General features: G+C 37.6%; 24 protein-coding genes. 10 read left to right on the top strand and 14 right to left on the bottom strand.

Translation table 11 applies throughout. The features are described 5' to 3' along the window. Positions 1-24: 24 nt before the first annotated feature. Positions 25-1041 carry a tripartite tricarboxylate transporter substrate-binding protein gene (locus tag VMW81_05660; protein ID HUU50423.1) on the bottom strand — a complete coding sequence of 339 codons (1017 nt, stop codon included), beginning with the start codon at positions 1039-1041 and terminating at the stop codon, positions 25-27. Positions 1042-1591: 550 nt separating this feature from the next. Here VMW81_05660 and VMW81_05655 point away from each other — a divergent pair. The 3 genes from VMW81_05655 (at position 1592) to VMW81_05645 (ending at position 4175) form a co-directional block, all read left to right on the top strand. Next, a complete protein-coding gene (locus VMW81_05655; GenBank protein ID HUU50422.1) occupies positions 1592-2497 on the top strand; it encodes a cation diffusion facilitator family transporter in 906 nt (301 codons plus the stop codon). Between the two features lie 29 nt (positions 2498-2526). Further along, entirely contained in the window at positions 2527-3192 is a 666-nt protein-coding gene (tenA, locus tag VMW81_05650) for a thiaminase II (protein HUU50421.1), read from the top strand. Positions 3193-3302: 110 nt separating this feature from the next. Beyond that, positions 3303-4175, top strand: a complete 873-nt coding sequence (locus VMW81_05645; protein HUU50420.1) for a ChbG/HpnK family deacetylase — start codon at positions 3303-3305, stop codon at positions 4173-4175. 10 nt (positions 4176-4185) lie between these two features. Here the strand turns inward: VMW81_05645 and VMW81_05640 are convergent, their stop codons facing one another. Then, entirely contained in the window at positions 4186-4587 is a 402-nt protein-coding gene (locus VMW81_05640; protein ID HUU50419.1) for a PilZ domain-containing protein, read from the bottom strand. A gap of 302 nt (positions 4588-4889) precedes the next feature. On the opposite strand from VMW81_05640, the gene VMW81_05635 reads away from it, so the two are divergent. Next, positions 4890-5939: an FAD:protein FMN transferase gene (locus tag VMW81_05635; protein HUU50418.1), complete on the top strand. Its 1050-nt coding sequence runs from the start codon at positions 4890-4892 to the stop codon at positions 5937-5939. Between the two features lie 132 nt (positions 5940-6071). After that, on the top strand, positions 6072-7088 hold the full coding sequence (locus VMW81_05630) for a redoxin domain-containing protein (protein HUU50417.1): 1017 nt from the start codon (positions 6072-6074) through the stop codon (positions 7086-7088). A 5-nt stretch (positions 7089-7093) separates the two neighbouring features. Here VMW81_05630 and VMW81_05625 read toward each other — a convergent pair whose 3' ends face one another. The 5 genes from VMW81_05625 to VMW81_05605 form a co-directional block, all read right to left on the bottom strand. Then, on the bottom strand, positions 7094-7507 hold the full coding sequence (locus tag VMW81_05625; protein ID HUU50416.1) for a hypothetical protein: 414 nt from the start codon (positions 7505-7507) through the stop codon (positions 7094-7096). 3 nt (positions 7508-7510) lie between these two features. Beyond that, entirely contained in the window at positions 7511-8194 is a 684-nt protein-coding gene (locus VMW81_05620) for an OmpA family protein (protein ID HUU50415.1), read from the bottom strand. Positions 8195-8338: 144 nt separating this feature from the next. Continuing rightward, complete coding sequence (locus tag VMW81_05615; GenBank protein HUU50414.1) at positions 8339-9076, bottom strand: MBL fold metallo-hydrolase; 738 nt, start codon at positions 9074-9076, stop codon at positions 8339-8341. A 244-nt stretch (positions 9077-9320) separates the two neighbouring features. Continuing rightward, on the bottom strand, positions 9321-10100 hold the full coding sequence (locus VMW81_05610) for a metallophosphoesterase (protein HUU50413.1): 780 nt from the start codon (positions 10098-10100) through the stop codon (positions 9321-9323). A gap of 210 nt (positions 10101-10310) precedes the next feature. Next, positions 10311-10775: a Mut7-C RNAse domain-containing protein gene (locus tag VMW81_05605; protein ID HUU50412.1), complete on the bottom strand. Its 465-nt coding sequence runs from the start codon at positions 10773-10775 to the stop codon at positions 10311-10313. Positions 10776-10930: 155 nt separating this feature from the next. Here VMW81_05605 and proS point away from each other — a divergent pair, with 155 nt between their 5' ends. After that, positions 10931-12361, top strand: coding sequence for a proline--tRNA ligase (gene proS, locus VMW81_05600; protein ID HUU50411.1), 1431 nt, complete (start codon positions 10931-10933; stop codon positions 12359-12361). Positions 12362-12739: 378 nt separating this feature from the next. Here proS and VMW81_05595 read toward each other — a convergent pair whose 3' ends face one another. The 5 genes from VMW81_05595 to VMW81_05575 form a co-directional block, all read right to left on the bottom strand. Beyond that, positions 12740-13114: a hypothetical protein gene (locus VMW81_05595; GenBank protein ID HUU50410.1), complete on the bottom strand. Its 375-nt coding sequence runs from the start codon at positions 13112-13114 to the stop codon at positions 12740-12742. Positions 13115-13365: 251 nt separating this feature from the next. Continuing rightward, the gene (gene dinB, locus VMW81_05590; GenBank protein ID HUU50409.1) at positions 13366-14595 is read right to left on the bottom strand and encodes a DNA polymerase IV; all 1230 of its coding nucleotides are present in this window, start codon (positions 14593-14595) and stop codon (positions 13366-13368) included. Next, positions 14592-14849 carry a hypothetical protein gene (locus VMW81_05585; protein ID HUU50408.1) on the bottom strand — a complete coding sequence of 86 codons (258 nt, stop codon included), beginning with the start codon at positions 14847-14849 and terminating at the stop codon, positions 14592-14594. Before VMW81_05585 ends, dinB begins: the two co-directional genes overlap by 4 nt. A gap of 12 nt (positions 14850-14861) precedes the next feature. Beyond that, positions 14862-15476, bottom strand: a complete 615-nt coding sequence (lexA, locus tag VMW81_05580) for a transcriptional repressor LexA (protein HUU50407.1) — start codon at positions 15474-15476, stop codon at positions 14862-14864. Positions 15477-15608: 132 nt separating this feature from the next. Continuing rightward, a complete protein-coding gene (locus VMW81_05575) occupies positions 15609-15815 on the bottom strand; it encodes a hypothetical protein (GenBank protein HUU50406.1) in 207 nt (68 codons plus the stop codon). A 234-nt stretch (positions 15816-16049) separates the two neighbouring features. On the opposite strand from VMW81_05575, the gene VMW81_05570 reads away from it, so the two are divergent. The 4 genes from VMW81_05570 to VMW81_05555 are packed head-to-tail and all read left to right on the top strand — an operon-like array spanning position 16050 to position 19722. After that, entirely contained in the window at positions 16050-18071 is a 2022-nt protein-coding gene (locus VMW81_05570; protein ID HUU50405.1) for an asparagine synthase-related protein, read from the top strand. 26 nt (positions 18072-18097) lie between these two features. Further along, a complete protein-coding gene (locus tag VMW81_05565; protein ID HUU50404.1) occupies positions 18098-18295 on the top strand; it encodes an SHOCT domain-containing protein in 198 nt (65 codons plus the stop codon). A gap of 28 nt (positions 18296-18323) precedes the next feature. Then, a complete protein-coding gene (locus tag VMW81_05560; GenBank protein ID HUU50403.1) occupies positions 18324-19355 on the top strand; it encodes a radical SAM protein in 1032 nt (343 codons plus the stop codon). A 19-nt stretch (positions 19356-19374) separates the two neighbouring features. After that, positions 19375-19722, top strand: a complete 348-nt coding sequence (locus VMW81_05555) for an SHOCT domain-containing protein (GenBank protein ID HUU50402.1) — start codon at positions 19375-19377, stop codon at positions 19720-19722. Positions 19723-19765: 43 nt separating this feature from the next. Here the strand turns inward: VMW81_05555 and ppcA are convergent, their stop codons facing one another. Continuing rightward, positions 19766-21241: a phosphoenolpyruvate carboxylase gene (gene ppcA / locus VMW81_05550; GenBank protein ID HUU50401.1), complete on the bottom strand. Its 1476-nt coding sequence runs from the start codon at positions 21239-21241 to the stop codon at positions 19766-19768. Between the two features lie 178 nt (positions 21242-21419). Further along, complete coding sequence (locus VMW81_05545) at positions 21420-22982, bottom strand: ATP-binding protein (GenBank protein ID HUU50400.1); 1563 nt, start codon at positions 22980-22982, stop codon at positions 21420-21422. Positions 22983-23236 lie beyond the last annotated feature (254 nt).

Raw genomic sequence — 23236 nt, 5'->3', positions numbered from 1 at the left:
TCAATCCCAAAGTTAAATTCTTAATTACATCAATCCAGCTTCTCTTAATAGGTCTTCATGCATCTTAGAATATTCCTCAAACCACTTATAGAGCTCTGGGCTATTGCCTAAGAATGCTCTCTGGAGATAGTAGTCATCCGTGTATCGATGCCACTCTTTGGTGTCATTGATCTTCTTAAAAAGATCAACATAGTATTGAATCTCATCCTTCTTCAGCTTAGGAGGACCAAACATACCTCTCAACATCTCGTATACCACATCGTATCCTGACTCTCTTACTGTAGGAGGCTGTGGTGTTGTTTCATCCATCATATGGAGGCCAGGAAGTCTCTCCTTATCAAACATCGCGATAACATTGATTCTGTTCGCTCGTGATTGAGGTAGAAACTCTGATGGATTGTTAACATTGAGGTCAACGTGACCACCAACTAAGTTAGCAGCAACCGTACCACCGCCCTTAAAGGGAACATAGGTTAACCAGCCCATTGAGCCAAGGGCCTTCTTCTCAAACAGGAGCATAACGATCTGGTCTTCCTGTTTTGAACCGGTCCCTGCAAGTTTATATGTTCCTTTAGGTGCTGCCTTGATTGCCTTGACTACATCTCCAACGGTTTTCCAATCAGCATGTTGCTTTGGATTTGTACACAGGCAGTGTCTATCAAGACACATTCTTACAAGAGGTGTCAGGTCTTTCCATGTGATCCCCAAGTTGGTATGGAGAGGAGTCGTAATAACGTTTGAGAGGCTGATCAAAAAGTAATGGGCATTTCCCGATTTTGAATACATGTACTGCATCCCTACTGCACCAGAACCACCAGGCTTGTTGATAACGATAAATGGTTTTTTAACCATCTTATGGACCTGCAAGAGGGTAGCAAGAAATCTTCCCATAACATCAGCACCGCCCCCCTGTCCAGCAGGAATGACAATCTCAACAGGCTTTCTCGGCTCCCATGCATTAGCAACACCGCTCATACCGAGAAGACCAATCATGGCAAAGACTGTGATAACTATGATTCCCAGCTGCCATTTCCGCTTCATATAATCTCCCTCCTTTATAGATTTTACCAAGATACTTTATAATAAAGTATCTTTAGTAGATACGAAACCCTCCGAATTCACCTCCTTCCTTTATTATATTTTAAACTTTTTAGGTACTCATAGGTACTCACAAGATAGAAAACAGAGATTAAAAATATAATAAAACAGGCTGACTGTCAAGAAAAAAATGTGATATTCAAAAACGCCATAACATTCTATAAATTAATATTTTTTTCTTACTTTATGACTAAAGTGTCGCTAAATTTTTCTGTCAGAATTGTGAGAATTTAGCTAAAAAAGAGGGCGTATTTCAAATCAAAAAAATTTTACTATAGATAAAAAAAAATTGCAATATAATTCTCAGATATTCTTTTTAACGCATGAGCTGGCTTAGATTTTAACATTGTTACATCCTCAAAAGAATCATATTTCTTTCTGTTACTAAGGAGTTTTTATATTAAATATCTCTTTTAATTCAAATAAATTGAAGTTATAATTTAGGATAATATACAATATATTACATTTAGCAAAAAAGATAAAGTATTAACGTATGGATAAAGAAGAAAGATATCAAAAAGGCAGGAGAGTAACTATACTTGCGCTTATCATAAATTTCCTATTAACGGTATTTAAACTTTTTGCAGGTATATTAGGAAAAAGCCATGTTCTGATTGCAGATGCTATCCATTCACTTTCAGACTTTATAACTGATTTTATAGTACTTGCAGGTCTAAAGTTTAGCAGCAAGCCCAAGGACGAAAGACATCCTTATGGTCATGGTAAAATAGAAACGGTGACCACAGGCATCATTGGTATTGGGTTAATAATCATAGGTTTGAAAATTGGCTACGATGGTGTCCTTGCATCCATAAACCCAATGACCATTCCCACATCTCTTGCTCTCTTTGCTGCGATTATTTCTATTATTGTAAAAGAAGCTATATATAGATATACCGTATTTATAGGAAAAAGAATAAATAGCCCGTCAATTATTGCGAATGCCTGGCATCACAGGTCTGATGCCCTATCCTCTATAGCTGCCCTTATTGGAATTAGTGGTGCTCAAATGGGATTAGCCTTTCTTGATCCCCTTGCAGCAGTCTTTGTCGCTATCCTGATTGTAAAAGTAGGGGGTGAAATCACCTTAAATAGCTTTAAGGAATTGATTGAAACCTCTGTAGATAAAGAATTAATAAAAGAAATTGAATCAACGGTCCTATCAATTTCAGATGTTAAAGAGGCTCATAAAATTAAAGCAAGAAATGTTGGGACATCTATTATCATTGAGCTACACATTGAGGTAGATGAAGACATGACGGTTAAAAAAGGTCACGACATTGCCAAAGAGGTGGAATATACCCTTAAAACCCAATTTCAGAATGTTGAAAGCGTAACGGTTCATGTTTGTCCAGCAAAAACATTATATGGGGCATCTAAAGAAAAACTTAAAAATTGAACAGATCTGTCTCAAGATAAGGAGAAAAAATGGGATTTGCAGAGGAAATGAAAAAGAAGCATGCAAAAGTCTATAAAGCCCTTCTGAATCATCCCTTTGTGCAAGATATAGGGAATGACTCCCTCCCCCTGAAAAACTTCAAGTTTTACATGAAACAGGACTATCTCTTTCTCCTCGATTACACCCATATATTTTCGCTGGCTGTTACAAAGACCCCTGATTTAAAAATTAAGGGTAAATTCGCTGAGCTCCTAGATCTAACGCTCAACACAGAGCTTGAGCTTCACAGGAGCAATGCGAAAAAGATCGGAATCAGCCGTAAAGAATTGAATAAAACAGAACTCGCACCCACCACACGGGCCTATATCGACCATCTCCTTAAAGTAGCCTATGAGGGTTCCTTGGCAGAGATCATATCCTCCCTCCTTCCCTGTCAGTTGGGATACTGGGAGATTGGAAAAAGGCTGGCAAAGGGGGAGATGCCCAAACAACCCATCTATGAAAAATGGATCAAGACCTATTCTTCTGAAGAATGGGGTGCCTTGGCAGATTGGCTGAGGATTCTCTGTAATGACCTTGCTAAAGATGCCAGGAAAGATGAATTGACAAAGATGGATAACTATTTTCTTTTAAGCTCACGCTATGAATATATGTTCTGGGAAATGTCTTACAAAAAAGAGAAGTGGCCCATATAAATGCTTTTGACTGACATACATATTTTTAGCTTACTATCTCAAAGAGAACCTTCTGAATCATCATAAAACAAAAGCTAACCTAATATATTAAAATAATTTTTGTTGAAAAAATGAAAAGAGTCATAATTAATGCTGATGATTTCGGTCTTTCAGAGGAGATTAATCTCGGAATAATCAAGACCCATAGAGAAGGGATTGTTACGAATACCAGTATAGTCATCAATGGAAATTTGGTTGAACATGGATTACCTCTTATTAAACAGGCTCCCAATCTAGGTGTAGGGATTCATCTCAATCTAACCTACGGAAAACCGACCTTGCCTAAGAATGAATGTAAAACATTAACAGATCAAAATGGAAGATTCTTAGGTTACCCTAAATTTATTCAGAGACTGATATTACACCAGGTCAATTTAGAAGAGGTAAAAAAGGAACTCAGGGCTCAAATTGAAAGGTTTTTAAGCTATGGAATTGAATGCTCTCACATTGATAGCCATAAACATATTGGTTATCTTCCTCAAGTTTTAAATATAATATTAGAGTTGGCTCATAAATTTAAAATATCTAAGATGCGGTTCCCAAATGAGACAGCGATGCCTACTGCGAGTATCTATCAGAGAGGATTTTTAAAAAGAAATACCATATGGAGGTGCTGGATCTCATTTTTGGCAAAGAGGAGTAGAGCGAAGCTCCATAAATATCGAATCGCATATCCCGATTATTTTTTTGGTATCTCTCAGATGGGACATAAAGAAAAGGAGAATATATTCGAATCTATCCTCAAATCATGTAGGGAAGGGATTAGTGAAATCATGTGTCATCCATCCCTTATGGAAGAAAAAACCTCAAAACCAGGATATGGTAAATACGGACCTGAACATCGATACAGGGAGCTGAGGATGTTGATTGACCCTCGATTAAAAGAGGTTATAAAGGAGATGAATCTAAAACTGATATCATTTGATGAGATGAGCCTTTCTTAGTTTAAAAAGATTATTTTTTATAATTTTCTATATATCCGATAAGACCCCGAAGATCATCTTCATGGATATTGACAAATCTCACTGCAGTGTCATACTCTTTATTCTTTACCACCTCCTTTGACCTGATTACCTCTCCAATAACTGTTATCGGTTTAGAAACAGATGTCTCCCCTCCCTTAAAAAAGCCTGGTCTATATTTCTCCCAACCTTGAGCAGTTATATCTATTTTTAATATCGTTCCAGTATCTATATATTTACCAGAAGAAAAGAGAATCCCTCCCCCACCAACATTCTTTGATTTTGTATTTTTTATGTCGCGTTTGGCCATAGGATACTTTAATTCGTGATATCTCACTTTGGATTCTTTAGGTATCCTCAAAAATTTCCTTCTCTCTGCCTTAACCCTTGCCATATCCACCTCCTTTTTTATTAAATGATACATTTTAAAAATCTATACAACTCATATGCCAAAACGGTTACCTTTTCAATTTCAATAGATTATATATTTCTTTTTATATTCATTTATCTAAAAATATTAAATGTCGTCAAGATTTTGACTTAACATTGAGTTGCATAGAAAAAATTTTTTGGTTCTGCTTTATGTTCAGCTTGTCAAATTAAATATATTGAAGATAATATTTTTTGTTGACGAATATCTTTTTAGTTTATATATTCATTTTTAATTTCCTGAAAAATTCTCCATGAGGATATATTATGATAAATCATCACCTAAACTCCCTAGACAAAAAGATAGACAGAAGGTTTTTTCTAAAAAGCTTGAGCTTAATGGGCATAGGATTCACTGCTAACCCTGTTCTCGCCAGCCCTTTGAATCCAATTAAATTCTCAAAAGATATGTTTATGACTAAAAAGACAAAAGTCCTGATGTCCACCTATGTCACCATCACCCTTCTCGATTCATCAAAAACAAAGATAGAAGAGGGTGTTGAAGAAACCTTTGCTGAGATAAAGAGACTTGCAGCAATGCTGAATAGACACACAGACAACTCTTCCGTTGCTGAATTGAACAAGACTGGATTTCAAAAGAATGTCTTGCCTGAAATTCAATCTGTTTTAGGTGCTTCATTCCACTATCATTCCATAAGCAACGGTGCCTTTGATATTACGGTTAAACCTCTTATCGATATCTATAAAGACTCTTTTATTATAGAAAACAAACCTCCTGACATAAAAAAAATTAATGAAGCCCTGAAATTAATAGACACCAAAAATATCTATTTTGACTCAAAGGAGATACGGTTTCAAAAAGAGGGCATGGGGATTACTTTTGATGGTATCGCAAAGGGTTATATCGTAGATAAAGGGATTGAGCTATTACAAAAAAAGGGAGTCAAACATGCTTTAATCAATGCTGGAGGAGATATAAGGGCATTAGGGGGAAAAAGAGAGAATATCCCTTGGAAGATAGCTATAAAAGACCCTCATGAGAATAAAAGATATAAAACAATTATTCCCCTTTATAATAGGGCAGTTGCCACATCAGGAAATTATGAAATCTTCTATGATAAAGATAAAATTTACCATCACATCATTAATCCTGCTTCGGGATTTTCTCCCCATCAATCTTTAAGCGTAAGCGTGGTTGCCGAAAACACCATGGCTGCAGATGCCCTGGCAACTACTGCCTTTGTTCTTGGTCCTGATAAGAGCATAAAATTTATTGAAAACTTAGAAGATACAGAGGGTTTAATAATCGATCCCCAAAATAGGGTCAAAAAGTCTTTGGGTTGGAAGGAAATTTAAAAATCTAAAAAACATAAGGGAAATTTCAAAATGAATCAATCTTTTCTAAAGAAAACTTTTTTTTATTTTTTCCTATTTGTCTTTTTACTAATCGCTACAAGCCCAGCATTTGCCCAAAGAACCCGAGCATTAATGGTCGGCGAAGAATTTCCAAATATCTTGATCGAACAAAAGCTCTCTTCTTCAGACCTAAAATATCTTGGCCTCTCTAAAAAAGCAAAGTTTCGCTTCAAAGAGATTAAAGGAGAGCTCATCCTTTTAGAAATGTTAAATGTCTACTGTCCTAATTGTCAAAATCAGGCACCTATACTTACCAATTTACATGAAGCTATAGAAAAAGACCCTGCGACTAAAGGAAAGATAAAGATGATAGGAATTGCTGCTGGAAATAATGAAAGAGAAATACAAACCTTTAAAAAAAGATACAATATCTCCTATCCTATTATCCCTGATATTAAGTTTAAGATACTCGATGTCGTTGGTAGCAGTAGAGCCCCTTTTCATATTCTTATAAGAAAATCTCCAGATGAAATGGTCATAGCCAAGGCTCACTTTGGTCTTATTAAGGAGTACTCTCCCTATCTTGAAGATGCCCGTACAATCATGACATATAAAATTGCCACGATAAAAAAGACAAAGAAAGAAGGGCCTCCTGAACCCCTCAAACCCCTTAAGCCTGATATCTCTGAAGAAAAATTGATTAGTCTGGTAAAACAAGGGCTAAAAGAAGTGGGGAATGAAATAATAGAATTCAAAGAAATAAAATTAAAGAATAATGAAATCGTCTATATGGGAAGCATGAGCAAAAAAAATGAGGGCGAAAAACTCTTTGCCAAAGTAGCCAGCAGAACGGCCATATGTGATGCATGCGAAAATACCCATTTCATCTTTGTTTTTGACTCAAAGGGCAAAGTTGTCAATCTTGTTCCATTAGCCTTAACAAAATATGGAAACGTAAAATGGAATGAAGAAGATTTAAAAAAGATGAAAAACCGCGTCCTTGGGAAGTATCTTTATAACCCTTTTGACTTTGACTCAAGGGTTGATGCCGTTAGCCAAGCTACAATAACCTCTGTTTTAGTATTCGACAGCTTAGAGAGGGCCGATACAATCTATCAAGAGCTAAAAGAAAAAGGGTATCTTAACTAAAGTCTCTAATAAACCCATTTCCCCCTTGTATATCTGAAAATCTCTTTTACTTTTGTACTCATACGAATTTTGAAAGGACCCTTTTTGACCGCTTTTTTGTCCCGTCCAATACTTACATATTTTATTTCATAATAGGTGAGTATCCCAATAAAGGGTGTTAAGGAAGATTTAGTTTTTTTGATAGTATGATTGAACTTTTTACCGTACCCAATATATTCTGCCTTGAAAGGTTCTCCTGAATTTCCTATTCTGATATTTTTAAGATTTGCTTTTTCTATTCTATTAAGCTTTTCTATCCACGCTTTTTTAAATTTCTCGAAGCTCCTTTCTACCTCAGAGAAATTTTCACAAAATGCATGAATAGAAAAAAAGATAACAAGGCCAAAAATGAAAATGGATAAAATCTTTGCTCGATGCATGACCTATTTAACTGCTTTTATTTCAACCCTTCGATTCATTCTCCTTTTTTCTGAGGTTCGATTGTCCGTTATTGGCCTTGACTCTCCATAACCAATGGACTTTAATCGATTGGAGTCAACTCCCTGTTTAATAAAATATTCCTTTACAGAACTCGCTCGCCTCTCAGAAAGGCGTTCATTATACCTATCAGGTCCCATGTTGCACGTATGCCCCCCAATAATAACATTAACTTTAGGATTATCTTTCAGTATTCTCACCGCTTCATCCAATACAGGCTTAAATTCAGGCTTTATCTCTGCCTTGTTGAAATCAAAGTTAATACCTCTTAGGACGATCTTCTTCTCAACTATTGGCTCTGCCGGCATCATTACTCCTGCTACTTTTTTCGGCTCAACCAGGGCAAGAGCCTTATCTGCTTCCTCTTTTGCTTTTATAGCCAGCTCAATCCCCTTATCTGTTTTGCACGCCCGGTAGGTTTCTTCTGCCTTAGCCATTAAAGTCTTAGCCTTGTCTGTATTGGCACCAGCACGCTGTGCCTCTTTAATAGCAGCCTTCGCAGCAGTAAACTCTTCTGGCGTGCCAAATTTTCCGAAAGGTTCAGTAAGGGATGAGGCACAACCACTGATAAAGATCACAATAAAGGCAAGCAATAAAAACCTTCTGCAAAAAATAGCATTTATCTTCATAAAACCCTCCTTTTAATTAGGTTGATAATTTAAAAAGTAAGGTATGATGTAATTTTGAAAATGTCAATAAAAAATTATTTTGTAGTTTATCACATCAAGTGGCAAAATTTGCTAATTTGCATAAAGTTTGAGCAAAAACGAATACTACTTCATATTGCGGATGCGAACCTCAATCTCTCTGGTATCTTGAAGTAAATCTACAATTTTGGATGTATCGGTTTCACCGAAGTGATAGGGATAAAGGATTTTTGGCTTAAAAGCCCTTGCGGCATCAGCGACCATATCAGGAGTCATCGTGTATGGGAGGTTCATCGGTAAGAATGCGATATCGATCTCCTTTAATTTTTTCATCCCTGGAATGTTTTCTGTATCACCAGCTACGTAAACTCTTTTGTTACCGAAGGTAATCACATAGCCATTACCAATACCCTTCGGATGAAAGGGAACCCCTTTTTGTCTCATATGAACGATGTTATAAGCAGGCACAGCTTCTATTGTTAATCCCTCAATGGTTTTGACATCCCCATTTTTCATAACAATACCGCCTTCGATCTTAAGTGCACAGACCTCTGTCAGCACAAGCTTGGTTTTCTCAGTACGAAGAATCTTCAGCGCATCCCTATCAAAGTGGTCTCGGTGCTCATGGGTTACCAAAACAATATCTGCCTTTGGCAGCCTATTATAATCGGCTTCTCTGCTTACTGGATCAATATGGATAATCTTTCCGTCAAAGGTAAACATCAACGTACCATGCCCTATAAATGTAATCTTAAGCTCCCCAGCAGAAGTTTTGATAGTGTCTGTCTCAAACTTTTCTTTAGCAGATGCCACAAATGCAAAAAAGATGACTAAAAGAGCAGTCAAAACAAATAATTTCCGCATAGGACACCTCCTTTAAATTTTAAATTTTATAACATCTTTAATCTTCTTAATTTCAATAAGTAGGGAAGTTTCGTACTTTTTTTATACACTTTTTGAGATTTCTTGCGAGCGACGCTCTGTTTGTGATTTTAAAAAGTTAAGAAAGATTTATTATTCTCAGATTACTATCCTAAAAAGAGGACTGTTCCTGCGAATATTAAAAATATTGCTATCGCAAGGACTATTATCCAGCGATTGAGAGAAATCATCTTTCATGTCTCCAGCAAGGATCAGATTGAGAACTGTCCCTCTTTAACTTAATTAAGGTAATCTCAGGTGGGCAAAATAATCTTATAGGCAGTATAGAAGTACCGATTCCCCTATTAACATAAATCTGGGTTTGATTTCTCGTATACTTACCAGAAACATATCCGTTACAGTCCCTTCGCTTTACTATCGCACCAATTCCGGGAATAGCTATCTGACCTCCATGGGTATGTCCTGTCAATACCAGAGAAATACCATTTTCCGATGCCTCATCTATTATGCTCGGAGAGTGAGAAAGAAGAATCTTTACAGAATCTTCAGGTAATCCACCCAATGCTTTACTCATATTATCATGAAATGTAAATGGGTCATCGATACCTATTATCCCAATATAATTATCTTTTATATATAATTTATCGCTTTCATTAATAAGGAGTTTTACTCCATATTTCTTATAAACCTCTTTCACTCTTTCACCTGTCATTGAATATTTATGTTCCCAGTTTCCTTGGACAGCCCATATACCATATTTTGTCTTGATGCCCCACCAGAATTTTTCAACCTCCTTTAAGACATCACGACTAACAATATCTCCTGTAATAAATAAGACGCTGGGATTCAACTCATTGATGATTTTGACAATCTTCTTTTCTCTCTTTCCAAATCTCTTTATATGGATATCTGAGATATGAACAATTCTGAGCCCCTCAAACTTATCTGGGAGTTCTTCTATCGGAATATCGACCTTTTCTACCTTGATTTTTCCATTACGTATCATAAAAATCTTCTCAAAATGATATTTTTATCAGCCCGGTTTTAAAATATTGAATAGATACGTTAATCAAATCGAGGAAAAAAGCAAGGAAAATTTTTTATAACTTTTAGCCTTTATCACGTATGATAAGGAATTTTTAATTGATTTTCTCATATATTTCTTAAAGATTTTAAAAATGAACTCCGGAGCGATTTTCTATGCGACTTATAAAGACTATTCATAAGAAAAGATCTTTTTAATATTCTTCATCATTTCCCCGTGGTGAGTCCCTGACCAATAAATCCTCTTACAACCACTACATTGATGAAACTCTTCTTTCCATTTATAAGATTTAGGGGGTACTTTTGTTCTGACATCTTCTTTATTAATATCAACCAAAAGGGAGTTGCAAACGATGCATCTTTCAAAGATCTTTTCAAAAGGATCGATTTTAAAATGATCGCATACCATTCTAAGCTGCTCCAGCGCCTTTTGAGATTTTATAAAAAAGTATCTCTGGGAGGGGGCAAATCTGTAGAGATTCCAATCTCTGCTGAGAATAATCCTGTTCTCTTTTTCAGATATTTTCATCAATTCCTTATCTGATATGGAGTTGAAATAAAGGCAATCGAGTCCTATGATTCTCAGATATCTTGCAAGTTTTCCTAAATGGTCATCCGCAATAAATTTTAAATCCATGTTTTGTATTTCCCTGCATCTGTCTCTAATTTTTTTCGTTCATATCGTCTTTATATAAAACGATTATTCATTGACACTTTTTATTAATTATATTAACATACCACCCTATTTTTAGTAATATGATTTTCAAATCTTTCTTCGCAAGGAATCGATAAATGGCTTTTAAGATTACAAAAAAAGATAAGGATTATTCCAGGTGGTATACTGATGTCATCGCTGCAGCTCAACTTGCAGACTACTCTCCAGTAAAAGGCTGTATGGTCATTCGTCCCAATGGATATGCCCTCTGGGAAAGTATTCAGGAAATACTGGATAGAATGTTTAAAGAGACCGGGCATGAAAATGCTTATTTTCCTCTTTTCATTCCAGAAAGCTTTTTAAAGAAAGAAGCAGAGCATGTAAAAGGATTTGCTCCAGAATGTGCTGTGGTAACACATGGAGGGGGAAAGAAATTAGAGGAACCGCTTGTTGTTCGGCCAACATCAGAAACAATCATATGGGCAATGTTTAAAAAGTGGATCATGTCTTATCGAGACCTACCGGTTCTTATTAACCAGTGGTGCAACGTTGTAAGATGGGAAATGAGAACAAGATTATTCTTAAGAACGTCAGAATTCTTGTGGCAAGAAGGACATACAGCCCACGCCACAAGAGAAGAATGTCAGGAAGAGACGCTTAGGATGTTAAACGTCTATAAAAAATTTGTCGAAGAATATATGGCGATTCCTGTAATCACTGGCACAAAAACAGAAAAGGAAAAATTTGCAGGAGCGGAGACAACCTATACGATCGAAACAATGATGCAAGATAAAAGGGCTTTGCAGGCCGGAACATCTCATAATCTTGGGCAAAATTTTGCAAAGGCTTTTGATGTCACCTTCCAGGATAAAGATGGAGAAAGAAACTATGTATGGGCTACAAGCTGGGGTGTAAGTACCAGGCTCATCGGTGCTCTGATAATGGCACACGGTGACGATAAGGGGATTGTTATCCCTCCAAAACTCTCACCAACTCAACTCGTCATCATCCCTATTTTTACTCAAAAGAAAGAATTGGACATGTGTGTATCTATTTATGAAGAACTAAAGGAAAAAGCTAAAAACCTTTTTACTTTGAAATTTGACGATAGACCAGAGTATTCTCCAGGATGGAAATATCACGAGTGGGAGCAAAAAGGAATTCCACTCAGAATGGAAATAGGTCCAAGGGACGTTGCCAAGAAGCAGGTAATCTTAGTCAGAAGGGATACTGGTGAAAAGATTTCTTGCCCGATAATTGATATGATAGATACGATACAAAAAATCCTTGGAGACATTCAAGAAAGTCTCTTTAAAAAGGCAGAAAACTTTAGAGAAAAAAATAGCTTTCGATCAGACAGCTATGATGAACTAAAAAAAATTATTTCTCATGAAGGTGGTTTTGTTCATGCCCACTGGTGTGGTTCAGCTGAGTGCGAAGATAAGGTTCAGGAAGATACAAAGGCAACGATAAGATGCATCCCTTTAGAATCTAATAAAGAAGAAGGCTCTTGTATTATCTGTAAGAACAAGTCAGATAAGAGGGTTATCTTTTCAAAGGCATACTGATAAAACTTCTCTTCTCTTTTTCTTCTCTCAATGATATATCACCAAAAAATATATGCGAACAAACTTAGAGCTATTCTCTCTAAATGTCTGGACAGTAAAAACTTTATAAAATAAATTAACAGGATAGGAAAAATTTAGATACGCTTTTAGATACTGTACGGATTTATCTTGATTAAAAAGAAATAAGTAAACCTATATTACTAGGTATCGATAAATGATTTACGAAAAGAAAAGATACCCTGTAATATAGGTTTACCTAATTACGAACGGGAAAAAATTTTTAAAAAAATAAACTTACTTATCCTTTTGGTTTCAGAAGACACTTCAACCAAAAGAATGTTCTTTTTACCTTGAGACTTTCTTTTTATATAATATTAATTATCTTTTTTTCTTTTTCGTTGCTACCTTCTTCTTTGCTACCTTCCTTGCTACCTTCTTCTTCGCTACCTTCTTTGCTACCTTCCTTGCTACCTTCTTCTTCGCTGCTTTTTTCTTTACAGCCATCTTAACACCTCCTCCATTAATTATTGTAGGGTTACATAATCTACTCTGAGATGTAGATACACGACCGCATGTTTGACAAGAATACTTAAAATTGAAAATCATAGGAAGGCATACATGTCTTGGATCTATAGATTTTAAGCCGCAGTACTGACATGTATAAATTTTTTCTCTTTCTTCAGGAGAACAAAGGTGCCCTTTCCCAGAAGCTACCTTTCCACATGTCTTACAAACAAAAATTTTCGCAACCATTTTTTTCTTATTAAAATTAATATGTTTAAAATACTATTATATTTTTACTCATCTGTCAACAAATTTTTGCAACAAAAATAAAAATTTTTTTTAAAATTTAAAAAATAATTTTTGATAATAAATATCTCTGATGCTGAGTTAAAAAAATTTTTTTAAATTTATTTCATGGCTTTAAAAAAATCAGAATTTTATCTGATGAAGATGAATGAATCTTTATGAATGGTCAGAGCGGAAATGATCATCCCATTTATTTATCTTATCAACTCCACTCTTTTTGGTCCAGAAGGCCTCCAGCTTGGGGAGATAACCCTTGAGCCTTTCGAGCAGGGAATAAGAGAGCCCCATGTTACCGTGAAGTCACCATAGAGATCATTGATATTATCCATCGTCCTTGTAACAATTTCTTTTTTTCTTTTATCAGCAAAAAGAGGAAGCTGAAGATTTTTGGTCAGGTTGGAAAGGCTCATGCCTAAGAGTCTTATCGGTTGTTCTAATCTTATGAATCTTAAGATATCAAGGGCTGTGAGATAGATATCAAACGTATCATTAATAAAGAAACGGATGGTGTGTCTTTTGGTAAAGGTGCTAAAGTTCTTATATCTTATCCTTAAGGTTACGGTTCTTCCCAAATAGTGATTTCTTCTCGCTCTTCTCCCTACCATCTCTGAAAGAAGAAGAAGCTGTCTCTGTATATCTTCTCTATGATATATGTCCTCATCGAAAGTCATGCTGTGGCCTATGGACTTCGCATCTGGTTCCTCTTCTAGGGGAACCACTGGAGAATCATCTACGCCCCGTCCCATATTGTGGAGCGTCTCTCCGATAATACCGAATTTTCTTTTTAATGATCTTACGGAATAGCGCCCCATTTCTCCACACGTAAAAATACCCATTCTGTTAAGATGAACTTCTAATCCTTTCCCTATTCCCCATAGCTCTTTGATGGGTAATTTCTCAAGAAGGAAAGATACCTCTTCTTTTCTTATCCTGATCATGCCATCTGGCTTTTTCATGTCGCTTGCCAGTTTTGCCAGAAGCTTATTCGGAGCAATGCCTACGGAACACTGAAGACCCAGATTGTTTCTTATTTCCTCTTTAATTGAGGAGGCAATATTCTCCGGGGTCTTAAACAGCAACAGCGAACCTGTCACATCCAGAAAGGCCTCATCCACAGAGTATACCTCTACGAGAGGAGTAAATCTCTTGAGAATTTCTATGATACGAATCGAGGTGTCTGTATATTTTTTATTATCCCCCCGAACCAAAATAAGATTCGGGCACAGCTTCTTGCCCTCATATTTGGTCATCCCTGTTTTCACACCAAAGGCTCTTGCCTCATAGGAGGCTGTGGTAATAACTGTCCTCTCTTTTGAACCGATCACTGCAATGGGCCTGCCTCGCAACGCTGGATTGCACTGCTGCTCCACAGAAGCAAAAAAGGCATTCATATCAATATGCATCACAATCCGTTCTTTGTTCATGATCCCTCCAGCTCTACGTTGCAAAGCCTCCATATCATCCTCTCCATGCTGTATGAGATATGGTAGAGATTTTTCCCATCTGTTACAGAAAAATGATACAGGTCTGCTCTATCCTCCCTGCTCTTCCAGATATAGGTAATTTCCTTAATAAAGTACTTTTTCTTCTCCCAGATAAACCAGACCGGTTTTATTAATTTTTTATCTCTGCCAAATATTGCCCCTACTTCTATGGGTTCATTTACATCGCTCATCATGTCTACATATCTCTATTTATATCGTCTTATCATCCCGATAACCTTGCCGATAATCTTTACCTCTGCATCTCTTTTTATAACGATCGGCTCATACTTTGGATTAGCAGGCTTTAGGACAATCCTTTCTTTCTTGCGATAAAACCTCTTTATGGTGGCCTCATCATCAACCAATACAGCAACAATCTCCCCGTTTTCAGCTGTCTTTTGAGGTTTGATCAATGCCAGATCCTGATCATGGATACCTGCCTCTATCATGCTGTCTCCATAAACCCTTAGTAAAAAGGTGTTCTCTCTTTTGGCAAGGGAAGGGTCTAAGAGGAGTCTCTCCTCTATGTTTTCAACAGCCAGGATAGGTTCTCCTGCAGTGATCCTCCCTACGATGGGAACCCATATTCCCTTTTGCCTCCTGGTATGGTCAATGACTTCCAGGGCCCTGGCGCTCTTTGCGCTTCTTCGAATGTATCCCTTTTCCTCCAGTATATTGATAAACTTCTTTACGGCATTTGTGCTGGCCATACCAAAGAATTGTCCAATCTCTCTAAAGGTAGGGGGATATCCCTTATCTTCTATATGATGAGTAATAAATGAGAGAATCTTTTCCTGTTTGCTTGTCAGTTCTTCTTTCATGGCAAGAATATCTTAAGTGAACATTTGTTCACCTATAAATATATTTTAATAGGAGGGAAGTGTCAAGAAAAATTTTTTAAAGAGATAGAGGATAACTTCTCTCTTTGAGAGAGACGATTTCTACCTTTAAATTTAGCAATGGCATCCCGTAGGCATATCAAGAGTGGATGAGACTCTCTGCCATATGTCAGTGTCACTACAGCCACTACATCTTGGGAACTTTTCTCCTTCTTTAAGCCTTTGCCTTACTGGTTTTTTGAGGTCATTACAAACCGAGCACTCATAAAGTGCGGTTTCGGGAACAACATCTCCTGTTTTGTAGATTTTTTTCTCTTCCATTTTAGCGCCTCACTTTAAATGAAATTCAAACTTCTAAGGTAAAATAATAATAGATATTTTCCAAGTGACAAGTTAGCGTTGTATGTCTTTAAACAAAATGGTTAGAGAAAATTTTTTACACAAAAGATAAGCGAAAACCCCTATAATTTTTCTTGCCTTATCCTCTTAATTTTGATAATCCCATCTTAGTCTTCAATGACTAAAAACTTCTGAAAAAATCAAAAGGTAATCGAGATGTCCTTATTCTGTGGAATGGTATCCCCTGGCAGGGATCTAAAAGAGGACGAGATCAATCTTTTTCACCGAATGATCGAATCCCTCTGTCTCAACAAGGGCCATTCAGAATCCCTCCTTCCCGATAATCGATTGATTGCTATGGGAATAAAGTATAACCCCAAAAAGGAGAACCCTCTTGGTGAACAAAGACAGCCCCTAAAAGACGAAAAGGGTAAGATATTTCTCTTTTTTGATGGGTTTCTGGCAAACAGTGATGAGTTGCGGTCTCATTTAGAAAATAAGGGTTACATTTTTACGACCCAAAATAATGCTGAAGCCATAATTCATCTTTATCAGGAAGAGGGAACGAACTCCTTTAAAAAACTAAATGGTGAATTCGTTTTTGTTCTCTATGACAGCTTAAAGAAGCTTCTCTATCTCGTTCGTGATAAAACAGGGACAAGACCCCTCTACTATGCCATTCTTCATCAAAAAAATAAAAAAGATGGTCTCATTATTTTTACCAATCAGATGGGAACGTTTCTTCATAGCAGGGCTGTTCCAAGAGAGCTAAACGAAGAGGGACTTTATCATTTTTTTACATATGGTGCTGTGCCTCCGCCCCTTACCCTTATTAAAGGGATAAAGAAAATCCCTGCTGGAAATTTTATTGAACTCATGATATCCAAAAATAACAGCTCTTCAAAATTTTCAAATGAATTAATCCCCAGGACATACTGGCTGCCCATACCTCAGAGCACCCATACGGAAGCTGATGAAAATTACTATATAGAAAAGGTAAGAGACCTCCTTATATCCAGCGTAACACGACGGATCAAAAATAATAAAGAACTGAGTATCCCCCTTGGCGGCATGGACTCCAGTGCTCTTGTGGCCCTTGCCAGACAAAAAGATGTGGAGATGATCAATACCTACACGCTAAGCGTTGCCTATTCCACTGTAAAGGATGAAATGGTGGATGCTGAGCTTTTAATGGCAAGGAGAATCAAAGATATTTTCAAGACAAAACACCATGAGATGATTATTAAAGAAGAAGACTTTATCAACCTTTTACCACGCGCTGTAGAAGTAAGCCCTGAACCCTGTGCCTACTATGCCCTACCAGAGATCTATCACCTCACCAAAAGAATGGCTGAGGAGGATGTAGATACAGTACTCCTCGGCACTTTAGCGGATGCGATATTTTTAGATTCAATACCCCTGTTAGATCTCTGTAGAACCTTAGAATCGCCCTGGTCAAAGATTTTATTTTTAAAAAAACCGACTGCACAGGCAATCTATTGCTTGAACTCTCTTTTTGAAAAGATGAAGGGAGAGACTCTCCTTCCTGGATTGAAAACAAAAATCTTCGAGCATATATCAAAAGGTCATGAACCCTATCTAGGGCACAAGATATATCTCCAAGATTTCCAAAAAAAATTTATCTTTTCTTCTCCGTTCCTAAAAAGAAATGAAGGTCTCAGTACTGCTACGCTGGTCGATCTCTGCGCTAGTAAGATGCTCGAGGTGAAACCGGATATCAAACCTGTTGAAAAATGCGTAGGGATAAACCTGATGCTTGTTAACCCTGAAACAGTTATAACCTATCTTTTTAACTCCTTTTCTCCCCACTCCATTCAGCCAAGATTTCCCTATGTGGATTCAGATCTCTTAGATTTTGTCCTCGGCATCCCCCTTGAAATCAGGATGAAAAATGGTATTCAGAAGTATCTCCTTAAAAAGGCTCTTGAAGGGTTGATTCCTGATCATGCGATAGAGATGAAAAAGATAAAACTGGGAAGGGCGGGCTATCAAGTACTCAGAAAAAATTTAACAGAGAAACTCAGTATTCTTCTTAAGACCTCTCCTTTATTAAAAGAGGGGGACTATTTTCATCTTGACTCGATAAAAAAACTTTTATACCTTCATAGTGCAGGAAAGCTAAGCCTGGAATCCTATCTTTATCCGCTTCTGGTATTTTTATACTGGCATGAGCTCTGGATTGAGGGAAAAGACCCTGAATCCATGATAACTCTTTAAGGAGAAAATAAAAGGAGGCTTACATCATGCCTGGTGTGATTGGAATCATACTGATCATAGGCTTCTTTATTCTGCTTGTCTTTGTTGTCATGTTCCTCATCGGATGGATGGCGAGGAGAATCGATTCAGAAACAAAAAGCAAGGAGGCCACACTCAAGAAGAAATATGAAAAGGGAGAGATCAGTAAAGAAGAATTTGAATCAATGAAAAAAGACCTTTTATAATTTTTCATTTCTGATATCATTAACAGCCATGCGGAAACTTACCAAAATAGAGACCTTCGCTATACTAAGCCGTGGGATCCCAGCATATCTTCGGGGTTATCCGACCGTCGTCTCTCTTGAAATGACCCATTCCTGCACAGCGAATTGCAATCATTGCAACAGGGGCGGCGAGGTAGAGGGAGAAAAGCGAATCGGCCCTTATGGCTATCATCACCTGATAAAGACTCTTAAGCCGGTAATCTTGCAGGTCTCTGGCGGGGAGCCTCTTCTTAGAGATGATCTGACGGACATCCTCCGGGCGATGAAACCCAATGGCAAACACACGCCTTATATTATTGTGGTTACCAACGGATCGCTGCTCACAAAGGAAAAATACCTTGATTTTAGGGAAGCAGGTATGAACCAGCTTTCAATCTCGCTTTGCTTCCCGGACAAAAGACACGATGAATGGCGAAGCTTCCAAGGCCTTTACGATCACCTGAATAAGCTCGTCCCCAAGCTGGCTTCGCTCGGGCATAATGATATTGTGATCAACAGCACGATCACGAATGAAAATATGCCTCATATCATGGACCTGGTGCGCACCGCTGAGCGCTGGGGAGTCTCAATCTCTTTCAGTGCCTATTCCATCTTGCGTACCAAAGAGCGTCGCTACACCATAGAAAAACCAGAAGACCTGTTAAAACTTCGGTGCCAGTTGGACAAACTCAAGGAGTACAAAAAAAGGAATTGTGGACATATTCTGAATGCCGATTTCACTATTGAGGGTACCTATGAGTTTTTTAAAAACCAGGAAATCAAGGGCTGCAACGCTGGCAGACATTTCCTCGTGATTACGCCAGACGGCTATCTCAAGCCCTGTTCGATGCATGACCAAAGATATACTTCACTTGATGAGATTCATCGCGAATTCGTACCAAACAACAACTGCGGCAGCTGTTATGTATCGATACGTTCCTACCTCGACAACTCCCTTGTTGGACTCCTTTGGCAATATTTAGCAAATCATTCTTTCGGGCCAAGAAAAAGAGAAAAACCTGTCCTAAACTCCTATCTTTAATGAAAGGAGGGTTTTTATAATGAAAATGTTTCAATCACGGCTGATGACCTTTTGTTTATCTCTTTTATTTATCTTCTCTGCCTTTGAACCTGCACATGCGCAATATAGAGAGGGATATGGAATAGGACCTGATATGATGCACTGGGGGTTTGGAATGATGAGATGGTTCGGCCCCTTGTTTATGATTGTTTTTTTGGTTTTGACCATTGTGGTTATTATCTTTCTTGTGAGATGGATTACATTAACAAGAAAGCCAGAACTCTTTTCAAAAGAAGAGGAGAGCGCACTCGATATCCTTAAAAAGAGATATGCAAAAGGAGAGATTAACAAGCAAGAATTTGAGGAAAAGAAAAAAGACCTCTTGTAAAGATTTTTAGTCTCAAAATCCTATTTTCATCATCAAACAAAATCTATCCCAGAAATCTTCTGTGATAGGCCGCATTAACGACAAACTCCTGGATATTCTGCTGAGACCTCTCATCAATAAGTTTTCTGATCTTATCTGTCAGCTCTATATGTTCAGCATCACTCCCGATATCAAAATCGAACCTCTTTAGAAAATTCTTGATCTGATTCCTTATCTTCGGCGGAAGGAGTTTTAAGGAATTCTTATTGAGATACCTAAGCGCATCCATAAGATCCTCTTCAAAATAGATATAGACCTCTTTGATAAAATCGACATCTTCTCTCTTTAAGCTTCCAAGACCAAAGATCTCAGGCGGAAGACCGATGGAATAAAGGGCCGCTGTAAACTGTATGGCTCTGGGCAGACTAATCCCCTTCATCTCTCTGGCATATCCGAAAAGTCCGATATGAAGCTTCCTCTCCCTTCGGCTTGGGACATACTTTGCCACCTCATTGATCAGGGGTGCCATCCCCTTGATAATCTTCTGATATTCATGGGTATATCTCTTGATGATATCCAGAGCCCTCTTCTCAACAACCTTTAATGTTTGACCACACTTGTGCCTCTTTATTTTGTTGATCGCCTCGATTGCCTCTTCTGCAGGGTTGTCATACTTAAATGCCGATTGGATGGTATAGGTCTGAACAGAAGGATATTCATGAAGGACTCTTTCAACAGTTGAGGGCTTGAGATTCCCCCTGAAGGGAACAGAACCGACCCCTATAATCGGATAGATATCAATCCCTATCTCTTCACTTAATCTTTGAAGTTTCCAAAGGGCGATTTTGTTTAAAAGAACAGCACTCACAATGCCATAGTTCATGGCTGGATCAGACCGAGCCAGAAAGACCCGCTGATACTTTAGCTTCTTATCCTCTAAATATTTTTTTAAGATTTTGTGACCGTTTAACATACGGTCAGTATCTTCAAAAAGCGGGATAACATTCACTCTTTCTGGCTTGAACTCGCCGATCCATTCCTTTATGGTAATATCCCCATCTCTGAAGGGCATCTCCTGCTTTCCCACAACAAAATCCCTGTAATACCGATAAATTCTCTCAAGGCTTTTGTGGGTGAGGGTCATGGGAAGGATGATTTCAAAGATAGGAGCAATATCTTCTTTATAGAAGAGCTTGGCTGCATCATAGGAGCGGGGGAGGCTCTCCAGTGTCTCCAGGAGTATCTTGGCCTCGGCCCGCTCAACCGAGGGGTTCGGGACGCGAAGCGTAAGAAAGACATCCCTCCCTAAAACCTTTTCCTTGAAAAAGGATTCGTATTTCATGAGGAGCTTCTTCACCACATAGTTATCCACCTCTTTTCCCTCGCAGTCCCACATCTGCTCATCGCATCCGAGATGGGAAAAGGCATAATACGCCTCAATCACCTCATGCTCCTTGTCGATAAGGCTCTCCTCGACAAAGAAGGGGAGGCGGACATTGTCCGGGTGCTGCGTGCTCATGCATCGTGGTATCTTTGGCATAAAAACCTCGATTTGGAAAATGAATGATTTTTCTAAAGATAATATTAAAGGAAGAAAATATCAACTGATAATTTGGGATTTGTGATATTTATCCCTTTGTTGCGTGCGAAAGCAAAGGGACCAAAGAAGGACACCCTTGATTTTTTCAGTCGGTATTTGAAAGCAGAGTTCTTGATAATTATTTCTCTACAGGAAGTTTTATAGTAAAATTTGAGCCTTCTTTCTCTTTGCTTTTTACGAGGATCTCCCCATTATGAACCTTTATAATCCCATAAGAAATAGAAAGCCCCAATCCAATACCCTTATTCTTGTTGATAGTAAAAAAGGGTTCAAATATTCTCCCTAACAACTCTTCAGGCATACCCGCTCCTGTATCACTTATATCGATATAAACTGCTCGCTTACTATTCCTTGTTTTAATCCTTAATTCACCCCCGTCTGGCATTGCATCCTCTGCGTTTGTTATAAGGTTTAATAAGACCTGATGAAACTGTTGGGGAGAGACATTGACTTCTGGTAAATCAGCGGAAAAGTCCTCTACAACAACTATATTTTTTTGTAAAAGTTGATTCCTTGTTAGAGAAAGGGTATTTTTTATAATTGAGTTTATATCCACTAACCTCTTTTTTATTGCTTCTGGACGATGAAATTCTAAAAGTTTTCTCACAATCGCTTCTATCCTATTAATCCCTTCCTTGGCTAACCCTAAATACTCTCTATCCTGGCTCTTCTTGTCAATATTCTTCATAACAGAACTAATAAAGCAATCAATGGCTTGAAGAGGATTACTAATCTCGCGAGCCATTCCAGCTGCTAATCTGCCTGAAGCTGTCAACCTTTCAGAATAAATGAGGTGTGCTTGCATCTCCTTTAGTTCTTTTGATCTCTCCGTAACCCTCTTCTCTAAATTCTTATTCGATATCTCTAATTCATCTTTTGCCTTTTTCAAATCTTTAAAAAGTTTTGCATTCTCAATAGCAATAGCAGCTTGATTTGCAAAGGCAAATAAAAGTTCTCTATCAGCCTCTGTAAACTCTCTTGGCTGAGTTGATAAAACAATTAAAACTCCTACATTCTCTTTATCTATACACATGGGAACACCAAGTGCAGACCTGAAACCATATTCTGCTGCTTTCTTCCTGTGCTCAGGAAGAAGCCTTGGATCATCAGACAAACCATCTGTTATGATAATCGGCTTATTCTCTTTTGCAATCCGACCACTTAGACTCTCACCTATCTTTATCTTTTCCTTCGGCAATATCGCTAAAGCCTCTCTGGTGCCACCACCTCTGACAAGATAATTCCCCTCTCTTATCCGGTAATTACATGCATCAACATTAAGAAGCTTGGCAGCCTGTTCAGCTATCCAGGGGAGCAATTCTTCGTTAGAAATCATAGAGGTAAGTTTTTTGTTTGCTTCATTAAAGGTTTTCAATTGTTCCGTAGTATTTTTCAAGTTCTTCCCCATCTTATCGCGCTCAGTTATTTCATGCTTAAGTTCTCTATTCTTCCTTTTACAAAGAATTAAAGAAACAATAGTGAGAATCGCTAATACAAGTATTATCTCGTCAATTTCTATATTTTCATGTTTTTTAACAATTTCAGATACTTTTTCCCAAGCGTCAAAACTCAATGCCAATACAAATAAAAAAAAGGCAAGAATAACACTGGATATGTATCTTATCTTTTTAAGAAAATAGTTTTTTTTGAGTTGCTCTGTTTTCTCGATTGTATGATTCATAATTACTCTTTTAGATAGAGTGTAATAATTTCATTTATACTCATAAAACATTGCGTGTGAAAGCAAAGGGATCAAAGAAGGACGTCGTATTGTTGCCTTAATTTTCTTACTTTAACTTAAATCCCTTTTCATTAAAAAGCTTCAAGCATGCATCCGCTACTTTAGAGTCATAAAGGATGTCCTTCTTCTGGAAGATCTCCTCTAACGCCTTTTTTATGCCAAGAGCCGGTCTGTAGGGACGGTGAAAGGCCATA

The sequence above is a fragment of the Nitrospinota bacterium genome (genome assembly GCA_035528715.1).
Classification (GTDB): Bacteria; JADFOP01; JADFOP01; order DATKYB01; family DATKYB01; genus DATKYB01.
This window is presented reverse-complemented; position numbering and strand designations above follow the sequence as displayed.